This window comes from Pseudomonas sp. YuFO8, from assembly GCF_035065025.1.
Classification (GTDB): domain Bacteria; phylum Pseudomonadota; class Gammaproteobacteria; order Pseudomonadales; family Pseudomonadaceae; genus Aquipseudomonas; species Aquipseudomonas putida_AE.
On the sequence record NZ_JAXDEQ010000003.1, the window covers coordinates 254082 to 273912 of the forward strand.

At 60.9% G+C, this 19831-nt stretch carries 18 protein-coding genes; 13 read left to right on the top strand and 5 right to left on the bottom strand.

Features of this window, described 5'->3' with window-relative positions; all coding sequences use genetic code 11:
* Positions 1-17: 17 nt before the first annotated feature.
* Together SOP95_RS04630 and sohB are read right to left on the bottom strand one after the other, a co-directional pair.
* The gene (locus SOP95_RS04630) at positions 18-3845 is read right to left on the bottom strand and encodes a dermonecrotic toxin domain-containing protein (protein WP_323606380.1); all 3828 of its coding nucleotides are present in this window, start codon (positions 3843-3845) and stop codon (positions 18-20) included.
* 177 nt (positions 3846-4022) lie between these two features.
* Positions 4023-5045 (bottom strand): protease SohB, encoded by a 1023-nt coding sequence (sohB, locus tag SOP95_RS04635; protein ID WP_274075929.1) that lies wholly within the window; start codon positions 5043-5045, stop codon positions 4023-4025.
* A 201-nt stretch (positions 5046-5246) separates the two neighbouring features.
* Between sohB and SOP95_RS04640 the strand changes: the two genes are divergently transcribed.
* The 6 genes from SOP95_RS04640 to SOP95_RS04665 all read left to right on the top strand — a co-directional run bounded on the left by SOP95_RS04640 (position 5247) and on the right by SOP95_RS04665 (position 12481).
* A complete protein-coding gene (locus tag SOP95_RS04640) occupies positions 5247-5957 on the top strand; it encodes a histidine phosphatase family protein (RefSeq protein ID WP_323606382.1) in 711 nt (236 codons plus the stop codon).
* Positions 5958-6021: 64 nt separating this feature from the next.
* Positions 6022-6336: an SCP2 sterol-binding domain-containing protein gene (locus SOP95_RS04645; RefSeq protein ID WP_323606383.1), complete on the top strand. Its 315-nt coding sequence runs from the start codon at positions 6022-6024 to the stop codon at positions 6334-6336.
* A gap of 294 nt (positions 6337-6630) precedes the next feature.
* Complete coding sequence (locus SOP95_RS04650; RefSeq protein WP_274076004.1) at positions 6631-8478, top strand: amidohydrolase; 1848 nt, start codon at positions 6631-6633, stop codon at positions 8476-8478.
* A 221-nt stretch (positions 8479-8699) separates the two neighbouring features.
* A complete protein-coding gene (locus SOP95_RS04655; RefSeq protein ID WP_323606384.1) occupies positions 8700-9563 on the top strand; it encodes a LysR family transcriptional regulator in 864 nt (287 codons plus the stop codon).
* 678 nt (positions 9564-10241) lie between these two features.
* Positions 10242-11393, top strand: coding sequence for a sterol desaturase/SRPBCC family protein (locus SOP95_RS04660; protein ID WP_323606385.1), 1152 nt, complete (start codon positions 10242-10244; stop codon positions 11391-11393).
* Entirely contained in the window at positions 11390-12481 is a 1092-nt protein-coding gene (locus SOP95_RS04665; RefSeq protein ID WP_323606386.1) for an SMP-30/gluconolactonase/LRE family protein, read from the top strand. The genes SOP95_RS04660 and SOP95_RS04665 overlap by 4 nt, the downstream gene beginning before the upstream one ends.
* Before the next feature lie 123 nt (positions 12482-12604).
* Here the strand turns inward: SOP95_RS04665 and SOP95_RS04670 are convergent, their stop codons facing one another.
* Both SOP95_RS04670 and SOP95_RS04675 read right to left on the bottom strand, forming a co-directional pair.
* Positions 12605-12847 (bottom strand): hypothetical protein, encoded by a 243-nt coding sequence (locus tag SOP95_RS04670; RefSeq protein WP_323606387.1) that lies wholly within the window; start codon positions 12845-12847, stop codon positions 12605-12607.
* 97 nt (positions 12848-12944) lie between these two features.
* A complete protein-coding gene (locus SOP95_RS04675; protein ID WP_274075923.1) occupies positions 12945-13175 on the bottom strand; it encodes a DUF465 domain-containing protein in 231 nt (76 codons plus the stop codon).
* Positions 13176-13393: 218 nt separating this feature from the next.
* Between SOP95_RS04675 and SOP95_RS04680 the strand changes: the two genes are divergently transcribed.
* Positions 13394-13915 carry a DUF4142 domain-containing protein gene (locus SOP95_RS04680; RefSeq protein ID WP_274075922.1) on the top strand — a complete coding sequence of 174 codons (522 nt, stop codon included), beginning with the start codon at positions 13394-13396 and terminating at the stop codon, positions 13913-13915.
* Between the two features lie 60 nt (positions 13916-13975).
* Here SOP95_RS04680 and SOP95_RS04685 read toward each other — a convergent pair whose 3' ends face one another.
* Complete coding sequence (locus SOP95_RS04685) at positions 13976-14164, bottom strand: hypothetical protein (protein ID WP_274075921.1); 189 nt, start codon at positions 14162-14164, stop codon at positions 13976-13978.
* A 213-nt stretch (positions 14165-14377) separates the two neighbouring features.
* On the opposite strand from SOP95_RS04685, the gene SOP95_RS04690 reads away from it, so the two are divergent.
* Genes SOP95_RS04690 through SOP95_RS04715 form a run of 6 tightly spaced genes read left to right on the top strand, consistent with a single transcriptional unit; the run spans position 14378 to position 19802 of the window.
* Positions 14378-15229, top strand: coding sequence for an STAS domain-containing protein (locus SOP95_RS04690; protein WP_323606388.1), 852 nt, complete (start codon positions 14378-14380; stop codon positions 15227-15229).
* Position 15230: 1 nt separating this feature from the next.
* Positions 15231-15593, top strand: coding sequence for an STAS domain-containing protein (locus SOP95_RS04695; protein ID WP_274075919.1), 363 nt, complete (start codon positions 15231-15233; stop codon positions 15591-15593).
* Entirely contained in the window at positions 15590-15994 is a 405-nt protein-coding gene (locus SOP95_RS04700) for an anti-sigma regulatory factor (RefSeq protein WP_323606389.1), read from the top strand. Before SOP95_RS04695 ends, SOP95_RS04700 begins: the two co-directional genes overlap by 4 nt.
* Complete coding sequence (locus tag SOP95_RS04705) at positions 15991-17001, top strand: ATP-binding protein (RefSeq protein WP_323606437.1); 1011 nt, start codon at positions 15991-15993, stop codon at positions 16999-17001. Before SOP95_RS04700 ends, SOP95_RS04705 begins: the two co-directional genes overlap by 4 nt.
* Positions 16994-17869, top strand: a complete 876-nt coding sequence (locus SOP95_RS04710) for a sensor histidine kinase (RefSeq protein ID WP_274075917.1) — start codon at positions 16994-16996, stop codon at positions 17867-17869. The genes SOP95_RS04705 and SOP95_RS04710 overlap by 8 nt, the downstream gene beginning before the upstream one ends.
* Complete coding sequence (locus SOP95_RS04715; protein WP_323606390.1) at positions 17859-19802, top strand: response regulator; 1944 nt, start codon at positions 17859-17861, stop codon at positions 19800-19802. The genes SOP95_RS04710 and SOP95_RS04715 overlap by 11 nt, the downstream gene beginning before the upstream one ends.
* The last annotated feature ends 29 nt before the right edge of the window (positions 19803-19831 follow it).

Here is a 19831-nt window from a genome sequence, read left to right on the forward strand (position 1 = left end):
CCACGGATAAAATCCGTTCAAAGGCCTGCGATTTGTTCCAGCATCCTGAAAGCCACCCATGGGTTTTCCAGCCGCCCACGCACCGCGATCAATCGACTCCATACGATCTCTGAAGCATCCGCCTCCTCCAGGAGTCGCCAGACGCGTGCCTGCAGTGTCGGATACGCGACCCGGAAGTCGGGGGTCAGGCTTAGCCTGTCTATTGCGCTCAAGAACCGCGTACCGGAGGGTTTGCCTGCCAACCGCTGCCAAAGTGCTTGTCGGAACTGTTGCAACGTGGCGTCGCAGTCTCGTAGCCATGCCATCGGTTGTCCGTAGTCAGCGCCTGGCGCGCCCAGCCATAAATTGATCCCGGTTTGCTCACGATGAGTAATCAGTCGGCGCAGCGTGTCCTCGTCCGTCAACGGATTGCCCCACAGCAGCACACGATCCACCGAGACAGCCTGATTCATCACCGCGGGCGGAATCCGCGCAATCTGGTTGTCACGCAAATCCAGTGAGATCATGTACGGCTCATCCCTGATGCCGTAAGGGCACCGGTTAATTTGGGTGTTGTTCAAGTTCAGCCGCCGCAAGTCATTCATCCGCAGCAGCACAGGGGGTACTTCCAGTGGATTGTCACTCAGGTCCAGGGTGTGAAGCCTGACCAACCCGCTCAACTGCCCTGATGTCTCTACGGTGAACTTCAGGCCGGTGGACTTGAGATTGAGCGAAGTGAGACGCGTCAGACTGAAGATGGCCGTCGGCAGTACAGTCTGCCCATTGCCCTGGGCGTCGAATTCAATCAGTTCGGCGCTTTCGAGATCCAAGGTCTGCAGATTCGGAAAACACTCCAGGAACCCGTTCAAGGTTCCACGTTCGGCCACATGGAAGCGTGGCATCGATAACTCGACGACATGGTTGAACCGGATGTTCAGGACCGGCAATCGGTGATAGTTCTCGAAGCCCATGTGCAGCCTGAATCCAACAAGTTCTGCGCCTTCATAAACGCGCAGGTCGTCTTTCGCACGCCTTTGCCAGATGTCTTTAAGCTCGTCAGCCAGCTCGATCCTGGTTTCCCGTTCGTAGTTGATCGCGTTCTGGACCAGCTCTTCGTTATGCTCTTCGATCTCCTCATCCGCCAGTCCCTCTGCCCCGTCATCGTCTGCGTCGAGGAAGTCAATGTCCATGTCCTCGATGTCGTCCATCACCTGATCGATCCAGGCATTCAAGTCCGTGTTGAGCTGCTGGAACTGTTGTTTCAGCCAATCGATGTGTGCCTGCGCACCGCCACCGGTACGCTGTAGCAGCTCATCGGCTTCAGTATCGGTGAAATCCGGGTAGATCTCCTTGAGCTGCAGCCTCATCATTTCGTGCGTCAGTGCCGCGCCCTGCGGCGTACCGGGGAAACCGCCGCCACGCAGCCCTTGCGTCTCGAAGGGCAGGCCGCTGTCCATCCTGTGCAGTCCGAGCACCAGCTCCGGGCGTGGCAATGCCTGCTTACCGACTTGCAGCCGCAACGCCAATGCCGGATCAACCGCAGACAATTGCAATGCCGAACGCTCGTCCTCGGACAAGACTTCGACAAGCGCTGCATAAAAGTCTATCTGCCCGGCTCGCCCCTGGTAATGGCCATCCACCTTGATCAGTCGACGGACGCTCGAGGCGTCAAGCGCGCCGCTACGGTCCAGCATTGGGCCGATGACGGAGTGCTCGCGCACTTCAATTCGCAGGCTCCTTGGCCATCCGGGCAGGTTTTTCAGCGAATGCAGGGCCAGGGTGTCCGATTCCGCAGTGACCTGCGAGCGAATGTACAAGCCTTCATAGGCACGATTGAGCCGCACATGCTCCTGATATTGCAGGGCCTTTTGGTTCAGCTGCTTGAATGCTTGCCGCACGCGTGCAGCGTCCACCGGGCTCTGGAGGTCCACGCCATAGCGCTCGAGCATATGTTCGATGGCGCTCCTGGGCAGGCCAGGGTATTGCCGCTGGAACAACCGCACCCACTGATGTTCCGAGTGCTGAAGCGCCTGGTACCGGGTGGAAAACAGCTCGGCACGCGCGCGTTGAGACATTGCCGCCTGCCCGAGTTCCTGATCGATCCTGAATCGGCTGATGGTATCGGCCAGCAAGGGCGTCGGCGGGCGCCCACTGTTCATCAGGCGCAGCATGTCATCATCGATTTCGCTGACCTTGCCGATCTGCGCCAGCACTTCATCGCTCAAGGATGCCACTGAGGGTCCGATTCCGCGCAGAAGCTGCACACGGTTCAACGCTGCGGGGGCCGTTGGCGCAGAGGGGTCCGCGGCCTGATCCGGCAATGGCCTGGCATCGCCCGCATTCTGGCCCGGTTCGCGGGAACGCTCGGCAATGGCGCCTGCCTCAGCATCGTCCTTCAGCACCGCGCCTGCGCCTGCCAGCGGCAGCGCGTTGAGCAAGCCAAACACTGTTCGGGTGACGCCCGCCCCTCGATCATCCGCGGTTTCACCGTTGACCGCCTGATCAAGACCATAACCGGCGTCGATGATGCCGGCCAGCGCCAGCAATCCTTCGCCACCGGGGACGAACAGCGCCAGGGGGCCAAAACGGTTGATCCACTGCACCACAGGTTCGACGGCGGCACTCAGGTTATCCCGATTGACCTGGGCATCGTCACGAATGGTTTTGACACTGGCCAGGGAGGCCTCCTTCATGGCCAACACCAGGTGGGCAAACGGGTCGGCGCCTGCTGGCGAGTCATCGAAACCGATGTAGCGGGCAGGTTCCCAGAAACCGTCGTCATTGAAGAAACCCGCTTCTTTGGTCAACCGGTGTTGCCGCGGATAGACCGCCATACCGTCCAACGCCGTCACCACACCCGCATGGAACGTACCGTCCTTGCGGTCCTCCTCGGCAAAGTGCGCAGCCAGGGCCAGTTTCGTCGCGTCACTTGTGCCCTGCTCCACCACCCATTGATGCAGTTGTCCGGCATCGCTGAATAGGTGCAGCGGAGAAGAGTTACCGGGAATGTACAAAACAATCCGGCCATTCGGATCACGCCAGCCCCAGATATCCTTCGAGCTGTAGCGATAGAGCTTCAGGCGACCCGACTTCAGCTGCGCCAGCCTGCGACCCGGTGCCTGCAGTTGTTCGAGTTTCAGGGTTGCCCATGTCTGGTCAGGCGGCAGTCCCGCCGCCTGCAGGGCCAGTTCCAGACCTTTCTGGCTCAGGCTTTTCTCACGAAACTGCAGAAAAGCAGCCATGACGAGGGCGGCTTTGGCCGAGGTTTTCAGGGCGTTCGGTTTGACTGCGACAATCTCGGCGTCCGCTGGCCAGGCTTGCCCGAGGTAGGCCTGGTACAGGCCCTGGAGATCCAGTCCCCAGACCCACTGCTTGAAATCGGCGGGCCTAACGGCGATCTGAGTGGCGGGTCCGTAGCCTTGCGGCACAGTCTGGCAGTAGATGCCTTCATAGCTGGCGTGGTTGCCGCTGCCAATGTCGGCAAACTCGTCAACGTGGGCCACGATCCTTATCGACGGCCCGACATCCGGTGGCGTGTACAACCCAAACGCGGATTCACCGAAGCGCCCGTCGCCCACGGTCTGATAGTTGGACAGCAACGCCTGCACCAGGGACATGGAACTTGCCACCCGTCCCTGGTGGATGCCGTTCTGCGCAGGATGCCCCTTGTAATCGTAATCCAGGGTCACCAGCTGGGCTGTCGCCGGATCGATGTACTGGCCCCACTGTTTTTTGATCAACTGCTCGCCAAACTGACCGGGGGTTTGCGGCAGGGAGATGGCCAAAGCGGTTTTCAGTTCATCGCGCATTCGCAGGGCCGACGCGGGATCAGGGCTTGCAGCATTGACGGGAGGTATTTCATTCATGGTGCATTCCTTTGCGCTCATTTCAGGAACACCACCATACCCGGCCCCGATCCCCCTAAAAGCGGGAGCAATCGTCAGGGGGCTTAGGAAACTTCCCTTCTTCGCAAGGAATTTGGATCGCCCTGAAAGAAAAAAACCGTGGAATTACCCACGGTTTTTTTTCAACGACCCAGGAAATTACCAGAAGCGTTGCTGGGTCAAGCGACTCCACCAGCTCAGCAACACACGATCGACCGAACCACTTGCTGCCATGCCGATACGCTCCTGCAGGCTTTTGCGTTCGGCGTAATGCAGGTGATAAAGCTCGGATTGCTTGGCGCGCTCGGCCAGGTACTCGTCACTGGTCTTCAGTTCGTCCACCAGTTGCTTGTCCAGCGCCGCAATGCCCAGCCAGATTTCACCGGTGGCCACATCGTCGATGGCCAGTTGCGGGCGATAGCGGGCAACGAAGTTCTTGAACAACTGATGGGTAATGTCCAGGTCTTCCTGGAATTTCTCCCGGCCCTTCTCGGTGTTTTCGCCAAATACCGTCAGGGTGCGTTTGTATTCGCCGGCGGTCAGCACCTCGAAGTCGATGTCGTGCTTTTTCAACAGGCGATTGACGTTGGGCAACTGCGCGACCACACCGATCGAGCCGAGGATTGCGAACGGCGCGCTGATGATCTTCTCGCCAATGCACGCCATCATGTAGCCGCCGCTGGCCGCGACCTTGTCGATGCACACGGTCAGCGGTACGCCGGCCTCACGGATACGGGCCAACTGCGAGGACGCCAGGCCGTAGCTGTGGACCATGCCGCCACCGCTTTCCAGGCGCAGTACCACTTCGTCCTTGGGCGTGGCGAGGGTCAGCAGCGCGGTGATTTCGTGGCGCAGGCTTTCAGTGGCCGAGGCCTTGATGTCGCCGTCGAAGTCCAGCACGAACACCCGCGGTTTGGCCTCGGGCTGCTTCTTCTGTTTTTTCTCGCTCTTGACCTGGGACTTGCGCAAGGCCTTGAGCTGGTCCTTGTCGAGCAAGGTTTGCTCCAGGCGTTCGCGCAGCCCCTTGTAGAAATCATTCAGTTTGCTGACCTGCAACTGGCCGGCGGATTTGCGTCGACCTTTGCTGCGCAAGGCCGCAAAGCTGGCCAGCACCACCAGGATGGCGATCACCAGGGTCACGGTCTTGGCCAGGAAAACGGCGTACTCGGACAAAAACTCCACAGGGACTCCTTAAACGTTGCGCGGCATGCAAGTGCGCGGGATATCACCAGCATACCCATGCGCCGCCCCTGCGACCAGTCGTGAAACCTCTGGCAACAGGGCTGTAACGGGCATTTCAAACAAGCGTATGTTTTTTCATTGACAGCTCAGCGCCATCCTCATAACCTCGCCAAACCTTCAACGTACCGGGACGACGCGGACGTGGGCAGCATCTATTTGATTCGACATGGCCAGGCCTCCTTTGGTGCAGACGATTATGACGTCCTGTCGCCCACCGGTATTCGCCAGGCGGAAATTCTCGGCCAGCACCTCGCCGAACTCGGTATCAGCTTCGATCGGTGCCTGTCGGGCGACTTGCGTCGCCAGCAACATACGGCCAACAGCGCACTGGAACAATACGCCGCCGTGGGCCTGCCGGTGCCGATCCTGGAGACCGATTCGGCGTTCAATGAATTCGATGCTGACGCGGTGATCCGCGCGCTGTTGCCGGCCATGCTGCCGGACGAGCCCGACGCGCTGAACATCCTGCGCAACGCCGCACAGAACCGAGGCGAGTTCCAACGCATCTTCGCCCTGATCATCGAACGCTGGCTCGCCGGCACCTATGACACGCCGGGCCTGGAAAGCTGGCTGGGTTTTGTCGAGCGGGTTCAGGCCGGCTTGCAGCGCATCCTCGAACAAGCCGACAACACCCAGAAAATCGCCGTGTTCACCTCCGGCGGCACCATTACCGCCCTGCTCCACCTCATTACCCAAATGCCTGCCAAACAGGCGTTTGAACTGAACTGGCAAATCGTCAATACCTCGCTCAACCACCTGAAGTTTCGTGGTCGCGAGGTGGCCCTGGCTTCCTTCAACAGTCATGCGCACCTGCAACTGTTGAAGACCCCCGAACTCATCACGTTTCGCTGAGTCCGGACTATTGTGACCCTGGCTGTAATCACCCAGCTCTAATCACCAAAAAAAGGATCAAACCATGACCTCCGTAGCTGATGCCGTACAAGCAATGAAAGCCAAGTTCAACCCAGCCGCTGCTGCCGGTCTGGACCTGGTCTTCGGTTTCCGCATCGACGACACCAAGAACTTCTCACTGGTCGTCAAGGACAGCACCTGCGAGCTGCAGGAAGGCGAAAACCCGGACGCCCAGGTGACCCTGGTGATGGACGGCGAAACCCTGCAAGGCATCGTCAGCGGCGAAACCGACGGCATGCAAGCGTTCATGGGCGGCAAACTGCGCGCTGAAGGCGACATGATGCTGGCGATGAAACTGTCCGAGCTGTTCCCGGCCTAAGCGCGCCGCTTGCGGCTTTCGCAAGCGCGCCTGGCTGCAAACGAATCCCGCCCCTTGTGGCGGGATTCGTCGTTTTCGGCGTTTGAAAACCACTCACTGCGAATTTGCCGACTATATTCCTTCTGGCCGCATGCGGCTGGCTTCAGCTGTTTGCCCTCAACTCACGTTGCGCAGAGCACTGATATGAGCCCACCCGAGGAACACAACGGCGTCAACCGCCGTCACGTACTGCAAGGTCTTGGCGCAGGCGCCGTCGGTGCCTGGATCAGCCCGCTGTTCGCAGGGAGTAAAACCATGCCAGACACCCCCGCCGACCTCATTCTCTACAACGGACGCCTGCACACCGTCGATCGCAAGAAACCCCAGGCCAGTGCCGTCGCCATCAAGGACGGGCGCTTCGTGGTGGTCGGCAGCGACGCCCAGGCCATGGCGTTGCAAGGCCCCGGCACGCAAGTCATCGACCTGCACGGGCGCACGGTGATCCCCGGCCTCAATGACTCACACTTGCACCTGATCCGTGGCGGCCTCAACTACAACCTCGAACTGCGCTGGGAAGGCGTACCCTCGCTGGTCGATGCCTTGCGCCTGCTCAAGGACCAGGCCGACCGCACGCCAACGCCGCAGTGGGTACGGGTGGTCGGTGGCTGGAACGAATTCCAGTTCGCCGAAAAGCGCCTGCCCACGCTTGACGAATTGAACAAGGCCGCCCCCGACACGCCGGTGTTTGTCCTGCACCTGTACGATCGTGCTTTACTCAATCGCGCCGCGCTGAAAGTGGTGGGATATACCCGCGATACGCCGAACCCGCCAGGCGGCGAAATCCAGCGCGATGCCAACGGCGATCCCACTGGCATGTTGATCGCCCGGCCCAACGCAATGATTCTCTATTCGACGCTGGCCAAAGGACCGAAACTACCGCTGGAGTACCAGGTCAACTCGACCCGGCAATTCATGCGCGAACTCAATCGCCTGGGGGTCACCAGCGCGATCGACGCCGGCGGTGGTTATCAGAATTACCCGGACGACTACCAGGTCATCCAGCAGTTGGCCAAGGACCAGCAACTTACCGTGCGCATCGCCTACAACCTGTTTACCCAGAAGCCCAAGGAAGAACTGACCGACTTCAAGAACTGGACCAGTACCTCGCGCTACGGCCAGGGCGACGATTTCCTGCGGCACAACGGTGCCGGGGAAATGCTGGTGTTCTCGGCGGCGGATTTCGAAGACTTCCTTGAACCGCGCCCGGACCTGCCGGCTTCCATGGAACAGGACCTGGAACCGGTGGTACGGCACCTGGTGGAGCAACGCTGGCCGTTTCGCCTGCATGCCACCTACAACGAATCCATCAGCCGCATGCTCGACGTGTTCGAAAAGGTCAACCGCGACATTCCGTTCGACGGCCTGCCGTGGTTTTTCGACCACGCCGAAACCATCACCGCGCAGAACATCGAGCGGGTCAAGGCGCTGGGCGGCGGCATCGCCATCCAGGATCGCATGGCCTTCCAGGGCGAGTACTTCGTCGACCGCTATGGCGCCAAGGCGGCCGAACACACGCCGCCGATTGCCCGCATGTTGGCCGAAGGCGTACCGGTGGGTGCCGGCACCGATGCGACGCGAGTGTCGAGCTACAACCCCTGGACTTCGCTGTACTGGCTGGTCAGTGGCCGCACGGTCGGCGGCCTGGCGTTGTACCCGCAGGGCTTGAGCCGTGACACCGCGCTGGAGCTGTTCACCCATGGCAGCGCCTGGTTCTCGTCCGAGCAAGGCAAGAAGGGTCAGATCAAGGTCGGGCAACTGGCGGACCTGATTGCCTTGTCAGGGGACTATTTCCATATGGAGGCCGAAGGTATCAAGGGTATCGAATCGGTGCTGACCCTGGTCGATGGCAAGATCGTCTACGCCAGCGTCGAGTTCGAAAAACTCGGGCCGCCGCCCATCCCCGTGGTACCGGAGTGGTCGCCAGTGACCAAGGTGCCTGGGCACTGGAAAGCATCGGCGCCGCTGACGGCCCAGGTGCATCAATGCGTCGGGGCGTGTGCGGTGCATGCGCACAGTCATGAGCGGGCGCGCTTGTCGAATGCGCCGGTCAGTGACTTCCGTGGGTTCTGGGGGGCGTTTGGCTGTTCGTGTTTCGCGTTCTAAACGACAATCTCGCTAGCATCGCAACCCAATGTGGGAGCGGGCTTGCTCGCGAAGGCGGTAGTTCAGTCAACATTTCCGTTGATTGACATGACCCCTTCGCGAGCAAGCCCGCTCCCACATTGGATCTGCGTGGAAGGTGCATTCTTCATCGCTGAACACCACCTGTGACAGCTGGCGAAGCCTGCTCTTACAATGCGAGCATTTCCTGCACCGGCCACCCCATGGACATCGACCTCGCCCGCACCTTCCTGGAAATCGTCCGCCACGGCAGCCTTGCCGCGGCCGCCGAGAAACTCCACGTCACCCAGACCGCCATCACCGCGCGGGTACAGAAGCTCGAAAGCCACCTGGGCAGCACGCTGTTCGTGCGCAACCGCGCCGGGGCCCGCCTGACGCCCAATGGCGAAGCCTTCGTGATCTATGCCAATCAACTGGTGGAAACCTGGGAGGCCGCACGCCGGGACTTGCCCTTGCCCGAGGGGTTCCACGACGTCCTGCACATCGGTGGCGAGGTCAGCCTGTGCAATCCGTTGATGCTCCGTTGGGCCGGCGTGCTGCGCGACAGGATTCCCGGCCATGCGCTGCGCATGGAAATCCGCGACGGCGAAAACCTGCTGCGCCAACTGGAGCTGGGCGTGCTCGATGCGGCGCTGGTCTATCAACCCGAATACTGGCCGCGCCTGCAGGTCGAGCAGATCCTCGAGGAAAAACTCATCCTCGTACGTCACCCCGAGCGCCCCGAACCCTATGTGTACATCGACTGGGGCCAGCACTTTCGCCGCCAGCACGACGCCGCCCTGCCGGAAAAAGCCAAGGCGGCGCTCAGTTTCAACCTTGGCCCCCTGGGGTTGCAGTACATCCTCGAACACGGTGGCAGCGGCTACTTCCGCACCCGGGTGGTCCAGAGCTACCTGGAAAACGGCATGCTGGAGCCTGTGCCCAAGGCCCCGGAATTCAGTTACCCGACCTACCTTGTCTACTCCCGCGACCGCGACTCGCCGGCGCTGCAACGGGCCTTCGACCTGCTGCGCGAGGTGATCAGGAGCGATGATGATTGGTCGCAGCGGTGGAATCCGCTGACTTGAGTAGGCTTTGAATACTGCACTGTTCTTTCGGGCGCCATCGCTGCGATGCGGCGACCCGACAAGCCAGCTCCTACAGGGGAACGCGTACCCACCCAACAACGAGGTCGAGCGTTAGCTCGCCTCGCTTTGGCTTTGGCTTTTGATCTGGCTTTTGATTTTCTTGCCCCATCGAGAGGCCGAGTGGAGGTTCTGCGCAGTGGGCCCACGGAGCAGGACCGGAGCGAGGGCATGCCGAGCATTAGCGAGGCACCGAACGCCAGGGGCAAGAGCCCTTGGTTACTTGGGGCCGGGCGGCGTTCCGTTTTTCCAAGTGACTCGCTGTAAGAGCGAAACCATAAGCGGCCGTTACCGCAGGAATGGATATGTACTCGGTTAGCAAATAATAGGTCGTCTGTCAGGACGCCATCGCCGGCAGGCCGGCTCCCACAGTAGATCGGGTACAGCCGCGAGAGATTGGTTGGCTGTGAGGCCGTCATCGCCGGCAAGCCAGCTCCTACAGTTTGATCGGGTACAGCCGCGAGAGATTGGTTTGCTGTCATGCCGCCATCGCTGGCAAGCCCGCACAGTGGATCGGATACAACCGCGGGAGATGGGGCGGCAATAAAATCCAGCGGCTGCCAGCCAAAACCGCGGGATCGGCTAATCTGCTGGAGATAACAAAAAAGACAGGTGATTGCAGTGAGGCAGACCACCGAAGCATTCCGCGCCCGTTACCGTTGCGACATTCATCCCCGTTATAACCCCTGGCTGCATGGCACCTTCGTACTGGTGTTCGGCCTGGTGGCGATCGGCGTTTTCTGGAGCACCGTGCACCAGGTAACGCTCCTCGAATGGCTGTCGGTACCGGTGGCCTTGCTGTTCTTCAATCTCGTCGTGTACCTGGTGCATCGGCACCTGGGCCATCACAAAAAAAGCTTCGCGCGGATGTTCTATGCCCGCCACGCCGGCGACCACCACAGCTTTTTCGCCCCCGGCCACATGACCTACGAGAGTGCTCGCGACTGGCGGGTGATCCTGTTCCCGGCCTGGCTGATCGTGCTGCACACACTGCTGGTCACCCTGCCCCTGTGGTGGCTGCTCAAGCCCCTGGATGCGAACGTTGCCGGACTGGTTGGCGGCTGTCTGGTCCTGGGGTACCTGACCTATGAAGTGTTCCATGCCTGTGAGCATTTGCCGCCGCACAACCGGATCACGCGCCTGCCCTGGATCCGCCAGATGCGGCGCCTGCATGAACTGCATCACCGCCGCGAAATGATGCAGCAGCGCAATTTCAACATCGTTTTTCCGTTGATGGATTACCTGTTCGGCACCCTCTATTGGGAGCCGGAACCGGAACCGGACTTCCAGCACCTGAAGAGAACGCCCATGACCCGCATGCAACATAAAGTCGATATCGCCGGTGATCCCATTACCGTGCTGGCCTATGCCAGCACCGTGATCCACTGGCCGGATTGGCATCCCTCTTCCCTCAGGATCGATGGCCAGAACGGGCCCTTGCATGCCGGCGCGCGGTTCGAGGAGGACATCCGCGCCGGTGGGCGTGACGGACACTTGAGCTGGGTGGTCGATGAGTATCTGCCTGGACGCCGCTGGATTGCCCGGGCCCATGGCGATAATGGTCTGTCATTGTTGCTGACCTACGAATGCGCGGCCGAGGGCGATGGCACGCGCTTTGTTCGCACGCTGGAATACCGGTTCAGTGGATTGGCGATGCGCATGGCCAACCAGTTGCTGCTCAAGCGACGGATCGAACGGGAATCGGCGGCGTCGATGCTGGCACTTCGCGAAACCGCAGAAAGATACCTGGCGTCGACAGGAGTGCGTGCGTGAGCCGAACGATCAGGTTTCATCATTGGCTGTTGCTGCTGATCGTTGTCCTCGTCGCCTTCCTGCTGTTGATGCCGACCAAGGTCAAGCCCGTCGCCTGGACCCCGCAACCGGCGCCGTCCCTCAGCAGCGGCCCGTACGCGGACAACCAGCGCCTCAAGGGCGTGGAGCGCGTCGGCGCCGCAGACATCGACGGCCCCGAAGCGCTGCTCATGGAAAACAACGCGCTGATCACCGGCTTGCATGATGGCAGGGTCATTCGCACCAGCCTGGACGGCCAGGACACCAAGGTCTTGGCCGACACCGGCGGCCGCCCCCTGGGGTTGGCCCGCCACCCCAATGGCTTGCTGGTGATCGCCGATGCGGTCAAGGGCTTGTTGTCGCTGGACGCCCAGGGTCGCCTGGTGGCCTTGACCACCGACGCCAATGGCGTGCCGTTTGGTTTCACCGACGACGTGGCCATCGACAAGCCCGGGCACTACGCCTACTTCAGCGACGCCTCCAGCCGGTTCGGCTACGGCAAGGACGGCCAGGCCATCATCGAACATGGCGGCGACGGGCGCTTGCTGCGCTATGACTTCCAGACCGGCAAGACCTCGGTGCTGCTGGACAAGCTGGAGTTTGCCAATGGCGTTACCCTGGGGCCGGACGATGCCTATGTGCTGGTCAACGAAACCGGCGCGTATCGCATCACTCGCTACTGGCTGAGCGGGCCGAACGCCGGCAATCATGACCTGTTCATCGACAACCTGCCGGGGTTTCCCGACAACCTGGCCTTCAATGGTCGCGACCGCTTCTGGGTGGCGCTGTATGCGCCGCGCAACGCCTTGCTCGACAAAACGGCGGCGCACCCTTTCGTGCGCAAGATGATCGCCCGAGCGATGACCCTCCTGCCCAGGCCGGTGGAAAAACGCGCCTTTGTGCTGGGGCTGGACCTTGAGGGCAAGGTGATCGCCAACCTGCAGGACGGCAGCAGCGACAGCTACTCGCCGATCACCACCGTGCGCGAGTATGGGGAGTGGTTGTATTTTGGCTCGTTGAAAGCGAAAAACATGGCGCGATTGCCACTGAGCACGGCGTTGCAGAATTAACGCAGATCCAAATGTGGGAGCGGGCTTGCTCGCGAAGAGGCCATTACATTCAACTTCTATGCTGAATGGGACACCGCTTTCGCGAGCAAGCCCGCTCCCACAAGGGGATCTGTGGTTTCTGGGTTATCGCGGATCGGCCTCGTCATCGCGCACCGCATTATCGGTTTCTTCCCGCACCCGCTCCCGATCGATGTCAGTGCCGTCGTCCTGATCCATGGGAATGGCACCTTCATTGTTCGGCAGTTCATCAATGCCCGGCTCGTCCTCCGGATTGACCGCAGTACGGCCGGGACTCAAGGGTTCGGGATGGGTCGGAATGGGGTCGTAGCCCCCTTGTTCTTCGCTGGGAAATTTTGGGTCGGACATGAGGCACCTCGCATGAAGCCGCGTCATCGGGCTCTAGACATTCGAGGTGCCGGTCAATATCGCCGTTCCAATTATTCAGCCACCGATTGTCGGTGGCTCACGGCAACTGGAGTTGCTTGACGATCTTGTCCTTGACCTCCAGGCGCTTCGCCTTGAGCTTTGTCACCGTGTCATCACTGGATTTGGCTTGCTCTGCCTTCACCACTTCGGCGTCCGCCTGGGAGTATTTGTTGATCAGTGAATCCAGTAACGGATCCTTGGTGCGTTTCTGCTGGATATCTTCCTTTGTGCAACTCAAATCCTGATAAAGGTCATGGGGCACCGGCATGGAACACCTCCGTTTGTTAATCGGTAGCAAACGCGATTGATTGCGTTCGCCAACTATCAGAATGGCCTTGGTTGGCCCGTTCTGTCGACCACCTGTCAGACCAGCGGTGTCCGTTCGTCGTCCTGTCGCAAATGCGATAAAACCTTTACCCCACCCGCGACCTCCACAGAATAACGATCAACTCGATCGCCCATGAACTACCGTGTGGAGAAGAACCAATGGACGGATTTAACCTGCGCCACCTCACTCTGGCCATCGCCCTGAGCACCACCATGGGCGCGGCATTCGCGGCAACCGATAACGATTTTGTCGACAAGGCAGCCGAAGGCGGCATCGCCGAGATCGAGACCAGCCGCCTGGCCCTGGAAAAAAGCCAGTCAGCCGATATCAAGGCGTTCGCCAACATGATGATCACCGATCATTCCAAGGCCAACGATGAACTGGCGACCATCGCGAAAAAGAATGACATTGAAGTGCCGGACACCACGACACTGGTGAAACAGGCCAAGGAAAAGCTCCTCGACATGCGTGACGAGTCCTTCGATTCGGCCTACGCCAACAACCAGGTCAAGGCACACGAAAACACCATCGAACTGTTCAAGAAACAAGCCAATACCGTGACCGACGACAAGACCAAAGGCGCCACGGAGCTCAAGGGCTTTGCGCAAAAAATGTTGCCGGGGCTGGAAAAACATCTGGAAATGGCGAAGAAGCTTCAAGCCGCGCATCCGGACAAGTAATCCGCTCATCAAACAAAAAGACCGCATGAATCCATGCGGTCTTTTTGTTTGGGGCCGAGCCTAACCGCCGTCGGTATCGATATCGGCATCCGTGTCATCGCCAGGCTTGGGGCGATCAGGATCAGGTTTGAAGCCCGGGCTGAACTCGTTGTCATTATCGCTGTGCACATTTTTCTGATCGACCGCTTTGTCGGCACTTTCCGGCTCGGGGGTCTTGGCGTTTTCGTCTAGTTCATTTTCATCTTTCATAAGTACCTCGTGCGTCGCGTTCGAAACCGTCGGGTCATAACCGTTCGAACTCCACCACGCGACCAACGTTCCCTTCGTCTTTGTCCTACAGTCCTTGTGTATCGGATGAAAATACCTGTCGAACGCAACAACTATTTCATCCGCCAAATGTCATTGCTTTGCGCCGGTCATTTTTTGGGGAATCGGCCGCACACATTCAAGGAGACAAGTCCCATGGCGGCACTGCAAACCAGCACGCTCGATGCGATGAAGAACAACCAGGCACAACTGCTGACCGAATGGAAAAATGGCCTGGAGTCCAGCGGCGCCACGCGCAATCTCAAAGAGCAGGACCTGCAACAGCAGGCCTCGGAATTCCTGCAGTTGGTCATCTCGGGCCTGCAAAATGGCAACGGCCAGAACATTGCCACGTCCGGCTGGGATGAGATTCGCCAGTTCCTCGACAAGCTCTCCCAGAGCCGTGCCCAACTCGGCCAGGATTCTCACCAGACCGCCAGCTTCATCTTCTCGCTCAAGGGTCCGCTGTTTGCCCTGTTGCAGAACCATTACCAGGACAGCCCGGCGCTGTTGGCCGAGCAACTCTGGGAAATCTCCGAATTGCTCGACGCCCTGGGCATGCACACCATCCGCACCTTCCAGAAATCCCGCGAGGCGGTAATCAAGCGCCAGCAGGAAGAACTGCTGGAGCTGTCGACCCCGGTGGTCAAGCTGTGGGACGGCGTCCTCGCCCTGCCGATGATCGGCACGCTGGACTCGCAACGCACCCAGGTGGTGATGGAATCACTGCTGCAGCGGATCGTCGACACCGGCTCGGAGATCGCCATCATCGACATCACCGGTGTACCGACCGTCGATACCCTGGTGGCCCAGCACCTGCTCAAGACCGTCACCGCCATCCGCCTGATGGGGGCCGACTGCATCATCAGCGGCGTTCGCCCGCAGATCGCCCAGACCATCGTGCACCTGGGCCTTGACCTGCAAGGCGTGGTGACCAAGGCCAACCTGGCCGATGCCCTGAAACTGGCCCTGACCCGGCTGGGACTGACCGTCAGCAAGGCGCATTGAGATGGAGCGCATTCCGATTCTGCAAATGGGCGACTTCCTGCTGGTGACCATCCAGGTGGACATGCATGACCAGTTGGCCCTGACCCTGCAAGACGACCTGTCCGAGCGCATCAGCCGGACCTCCGCCCGCGGCGTGCTGATCGATATCTCCGCCCTGGACATGGTGGATTCGTTCATCGGCCGGATGATCGGGACCATTTCCGGGCTGTCGAGCATCATGGACGCCCAGACCGTGCTGGTCGGCATGCAGCCCGCGGTGGCCATCACCCTGGTGGAGCTTGGCCTCACCCTGCCCGGCGTGAGTACCGCGCTGAACGTCGAGCGCGGGATGAAACTGCTTCAGGCACGAGTACGCGAACAATGACTGTGCGCAGCAGCGGCACTCATCCGATTCACATCGAGCAGGACGTGGTCCTGGCCCGACAACTGGCGCGCAAACTCGCCCAGGAATGCGGCATGCGCCTTATCGACCTGACCAAAATGGTCACCGCGGTCAGCGAGCTGGCGCGCAATACCATGGTGTACGGCGGTGGCGGCGACATGGACTGGCAGATCCTCGATGAAGACCCGCGCGTGGGCCTGCGCCTGGTCTTCCGTGACGAAGGCCCGGGCATCCCCGACATCAAGCTGGCCATGACCGATGGCTGGACCTCCGGTTCCGGGCTGGGCCTGGGCCTGACCGGCGCCAAGCGCCTGGTCAATGAATTCGAACTCGACACTGCGCCAGGAAAGGGTACTCGCGTGACGATTACCCGATGGACATGAACTTCGGTGGAACGATGACCCAAGTGCTGGTCATCGAGGACAACAGCCAGATCGGACATGCACGGCGCACCGCGCAAAAACTCGCAGAGCTTCATGGCTTCGACACCACGGACGCGGGACGGGTAGCGTTGGTCGCCACCGAACTTGCCAGCAATATTCTCAAGCACGCCACCCGCGGCGAATTGCACCTGAGGGTCTTGCCCCGGGTTAGCGGTGCCGGCATCGAGATGCTCGCCATCGACCGCGCCCAGGGCTTTGACCTGCAGGCCTGCCTGGCCGACGGGTTTTCCACCGGCGGCACCCAGGGCATCGGCCTGGGCGCCGTGTCGCGCCAGACCGAGGTGTTCGATGTGTATGCCGATTCACGGGGTGCCGTGCTGCTCACGCGCTTGTACCCACGCACGGACAAGGCCCGGGACCTGCGCATCGGCGTCAGCCAGCATTCGTTGCGCGACGATCCCGCCTGCGGCGATACCTGGCACCTGGCGTTCGACGGACCACGCATCAGCGCCCTGGTGATCGATGGCCTGGGCCATGGCGAAGAAGCCGAACTCGCCGCTCGCGCTGGCGAAAAAGCCTACGCGCTGCAGCCCTTCGCCTCACCGTTGCTGGCGCTGGAAGACATTCATCAGGCCATGACCGGTACCCGTGGCGGTGCGCTGGCGATTGTCCAGTTCGACGCTGGCCGCGATGCGTTGCAGTTCGTCGGCATCGGCAACATCGGCGCCTGCCTGGTCGCACCGGACAAATCCCGCGGCCTGGCCTCGCACCCCGGCATCGTCGGCGGGCAATATCGAAAGGCGCAACCCTTTGACTATGCTCAAGTGAGCGGACAATTGCTGATCATGTACAGCGACGGCCTGCAGTCGCGCTGGAACCTGGCGGACTACCCCGGCCTGGTGCACCGCCATCCGGCCGTGATTGCCGCCATCCTGCACCGCGATTTCTGCCGTGGACGAGACGATGTCACGGTACTGGTCATTGCCCTGGAGGCAGCCCATGGCTGAAATGCCCATGAGTCAAATCGACGAACAAGCCGCCATGATCGCGCGCTTGCAGGGTGAAGCCAACGCCCTGCGCGCCGAGCTGGATGAAACCAACCAGGGCGTACTGGCGCTGTATGCCGAACTCGACAACCAGGCCGAACAGCTGCGCCAGGCTTCGGACCTGAAAAGCCGCTTCCTGTCCTACATGAGCCATGAGTTTCGCACGCCCCTGGGTTCGATCCTGAGCATCGCCAGCCTGCTGAGCGATGAACTCGACGGCCCCCTCAGTGACGAGCAGCACAAGCAGGTGGCCTTCGTCAGCAATGCCGCGCGGGAGCTGAGCGACATGGTCGACGACCTGCTGGACCTGGCGAAGATCGAAGCCGGGCGCATCACCATTTCCCCGGCCTGGTTCGACATGTTCGACCTGTTCGCCGCCCTGCGCGGCATGTTCAGGCCAATTGTCGATACCAGCGCCGTGGACCTTATCTTCGAGGAGCCGGTGGGCCTGCCCCGGCTGTACACCGACGACAAGAAGCTCGCGCAGATCCTGCGCAACTTCATTGCCAACTCGTTGAAGTTCACCACCCGCGGCGAAGTGCGGGTCTCGGCGCGACTGGAAAACGATGACTACGTGCGTTTCGCCGTCAGCGACAGCGGAATTGGTATCGCTCCAGAGCTACATGGCGCATTGTTTGAAGACTTCTCCCAAGTCGACTCTCCGCTGCAAAAACGCCTGCGTGGAACCGGGCTCGGGCTGTCGCTGTGCAAACGCTTCGCGCTGCTGCTGGGGGGCGAAGTCGGGGTCCAGAGCACACCGGGCGTGGGCTCGACCTTTTTCGTGATCATCCCGCTGGCCATCGCCATGGAGCCTGCCGATGAAACGTGACCTGCGCTTGCTGATCGTCGACGACAACGTCGCCACGCGCTATGCCTTGCGCCGGCGCCTGGAACGCCACGGCTATGAGGTGCTGGAGTCCGGCACCGGCAGCGAAGGCCTGGAGTTGATCGCCAGCGTGGCGATCGACGCCTTGATCCTCGACGTCAACCTGCCGGACATGAGCGGCTTCGACATCGTTCGTAAACTGCGCTCGGAGCCTGCTACCGCCCTGCTCCCGGTGATTCATGTGTCCGCAGCGTCGATCCAGACCGGCGACATCATCACTGGCCTCGACGCCGGCGCCGACGCCTACCTGATCCACCCGGTGGACCCGGATGTGCTGCTGGCGACCCTGCGCACCTTGCTGCGGGTGCGCGAAACCGAGAATGCCCTGCGGGAAAGCGAGGCGCGCTTTCGCGAGATTTTTGTCAATGTGTCGGCCCCCATCGCCGTGCTGGATGCCCAACTCAAGGTCCACGAGTGCAACCATGCGTTCGCCCAACTGATCCAGGACAACCTCGACCCCGATACCCTGCGCCAGTGTTTCGCCGACGATCAGTGCGCGGTCATCGAGGAACTGCGCCTGCGCCTGGCCTATGGCGAACGCTGGAAAGGCACCTTGAGCATGAGCGTGCAGGGGGAGATTCGCGAAACCGAGTGGCAGATTTCACCCTACCGCACACCAGAATTGAGCCTGGTGTTCGTCGAAGATGTCACCGAACACCGGCACCGCGAACGCTCGCACCTGGCACGACTGGACGACGCCACGACCCAACTGGCCAACGAAGTCGCCGAACGCGCGCGCACCGAAGCCCAGCTGTTGCAGGTGCAGAAAATGGACGCCCTGGGCAAGCTGACCGGCGGCATTGCCCACGACTTCAACAACCTGCTCACCGGCATCATCACCAGCCTGGAACTGATCCAGAAGCGCGTTGCCGAGACACGCACCGACAAGGTCGCGTTCTATGCCGAAGCGGCGCTGAACTCGGCCATGAGTGCCGCCTCCCTGACCCATCGCCTGCTCGCGTTCGCCCGTCAGCAACCCCTCGATACCCGGCCCGTGGACATCAACGAGCACATCCGCTCCCTCGAGGAACTGCTGGTGCGCACCATCGGCGAACGCATTGCCCTCAAGCTTGAACTGACGAGCAAACCCGCCATCGCGCTGGTCGATCCGATTCAACTGGAAAGCGCTGTGCTCAACCTGGTGATCAACGCCCGGGATGCCCTGCCCCAGGGCGGCAATATCTGGGTCAACACCTATGCGGCCTATTCCCACGGCGACCCCAACCTGGCCGATGGTGCCTATGTCGCGCTGTCGGTGCGCGACGATGGCACCGGTATCGAACACCATGTGATCGACAAGGTGTTCGACCCGTTTTTCACCACCAAGCCCCTGGGCCAGGGCACCGGGCTCGGCTTGTCGACGATCTACGGTTTCGCTCGCCAGTCAGGGGGCGATGCGCACATCCGCAGCGTGGCGCGACGCGGCACCGAAGTCACCATCATGTTGCCGGCCAGCGCCGACCCCACCGCCGTCGCGGTCGAATCGACGACGACGCCTGCCGAGGGTGGCGGTGAACATGTGCTGATCGTCGAGGACACGCCGTCGGTGCGCATGTTCGTCGCCGAAGTGCTGGTGGATGCCGGCTATCGTTGCACCCAGGCGGCCGACATCGAGGGCGCCCTCGAACGCCTGCAGAACGACGAATCCATCGACCTGTTGCTGACCGATGTCGGCCTGCCGCGCATGAGCGGCCGGGAATTGGCCGACATCGCTCGGGGCTGGCGCGAGCACCTGCCGATCCTGTTCATGACCGGCTATGCCGAAACCGCGATCAACCGCCAGGTGTTTCTCGGCGACGGCATGGAGATACTGATCAAGCCGTTCCAGATCAATGAGCTGCTGGACAAGGTACGGCGCACCATCAACGGCGCCTGATTAAAAGATCGCAGCCTGCGGCAGCTCCT

Excerpts from the sequence above, each read along its gene's own strand:
- SOP95_RS04630 (WP_323606380.1), bottom strand. The coding sequence starts at position 3,845 with ATGAATGAAATACCTCCCGTCAATGCTGCAAGCCCTGATCCCGCGTCG.
- SOP95_RS04645 (WP_323606383.1), top strand. The coding sequence starts at position 6,022 with ATGACCTCCGTAGCTGATGCCGTACAAGCAATGAAAGCCAAGTTCAAC.
- SOP95_RS04650 (WP_274076004.1), top strand. The coding sequence starts at position 6,631 with ATGCCAGACACCCCCGCCGACCTCATTCTCTACAACGGACGCCTGCAC.
- SOP95_RS04655 (WP_323606384.1), top strand. The coding sequence starts at position 8,700 with ATGGACATCGACCTCGCCCGCACCTTCCTGGAAATCGTCCGCCACGGC.
- SOP95_RS04670 (WP_323606387.1), bottom strand. The coding sequence starts at position 12,847 with ATGTCCGACCCAAAATTTCCCAGCGAAGAACAAGGGGGCTACGACCCC.
- SOP95_RS04675 (WP_274075923.1), bottom strand. The coding sequence starts at position 13,175 with ATGCCGGTGCCCCATGACCTTTATCAGGATTTGAGTTGCACAAAGGAA.
- SOP95_RS04680 (WP_274075922.1), top strand. The coding sequence starts at position 13,394 with ATGGACGGATTTAACCTGCGCCACCTCACTCTGGCCATCGCCCTGAGC.
- SOP95_RS04685 (WP_274075921.1), bottom strand. The coding sequence starts at position 14,164 with ATGAAAGATGAAAATGAACTAGACGAAAACGCCAAGACCCCCGAGCCG.
- SOP95_RS04690 (WP_323606388.1), top strand. The coding sequence starts at position 14,378 with ATGGCGGCACTGCAAACCAGCACGCTCGATGCGATGAAGAACAACCAG.
- SOP95_RS04695 (WP_274075919.1), top strand. The coding sequence starts at position 15,231 with ATGGAGCGCATTCCGATTCTGCAAATGGGCGACTTCCTGCTGGTGACC.
- SOP95_RS04700 (WP_323606389.1), top strand. The coding sequence starts at position 15,590 with ATGACTGTGCGCAGCAGCGGCACTCATCCGATTCACATCGAGCAGGAC.
- SOP95_RS04705 (WP_323606437.1), top strand. The coding sequence starts at position 15,991 with ATGAACTTCGGTGGAACGATGACCCAAGTGCTGGTCATCGAGGACAAC.
- SOP95_RS04710 (WP_274075917.1), top strand. The coding sequence starts at position 16,994 with ATGGCTGAAATGCCCATGAGTCAAATCGACGAACAAGCCGCCATGATC.
- SOP95_RS04715 (WP_323606390.1), top strand. The coding sequence starts at position 17,859 with ATGAAACGTGACCTGCGCTTGCTGATCGTCGACGACAACGTCGCCACG.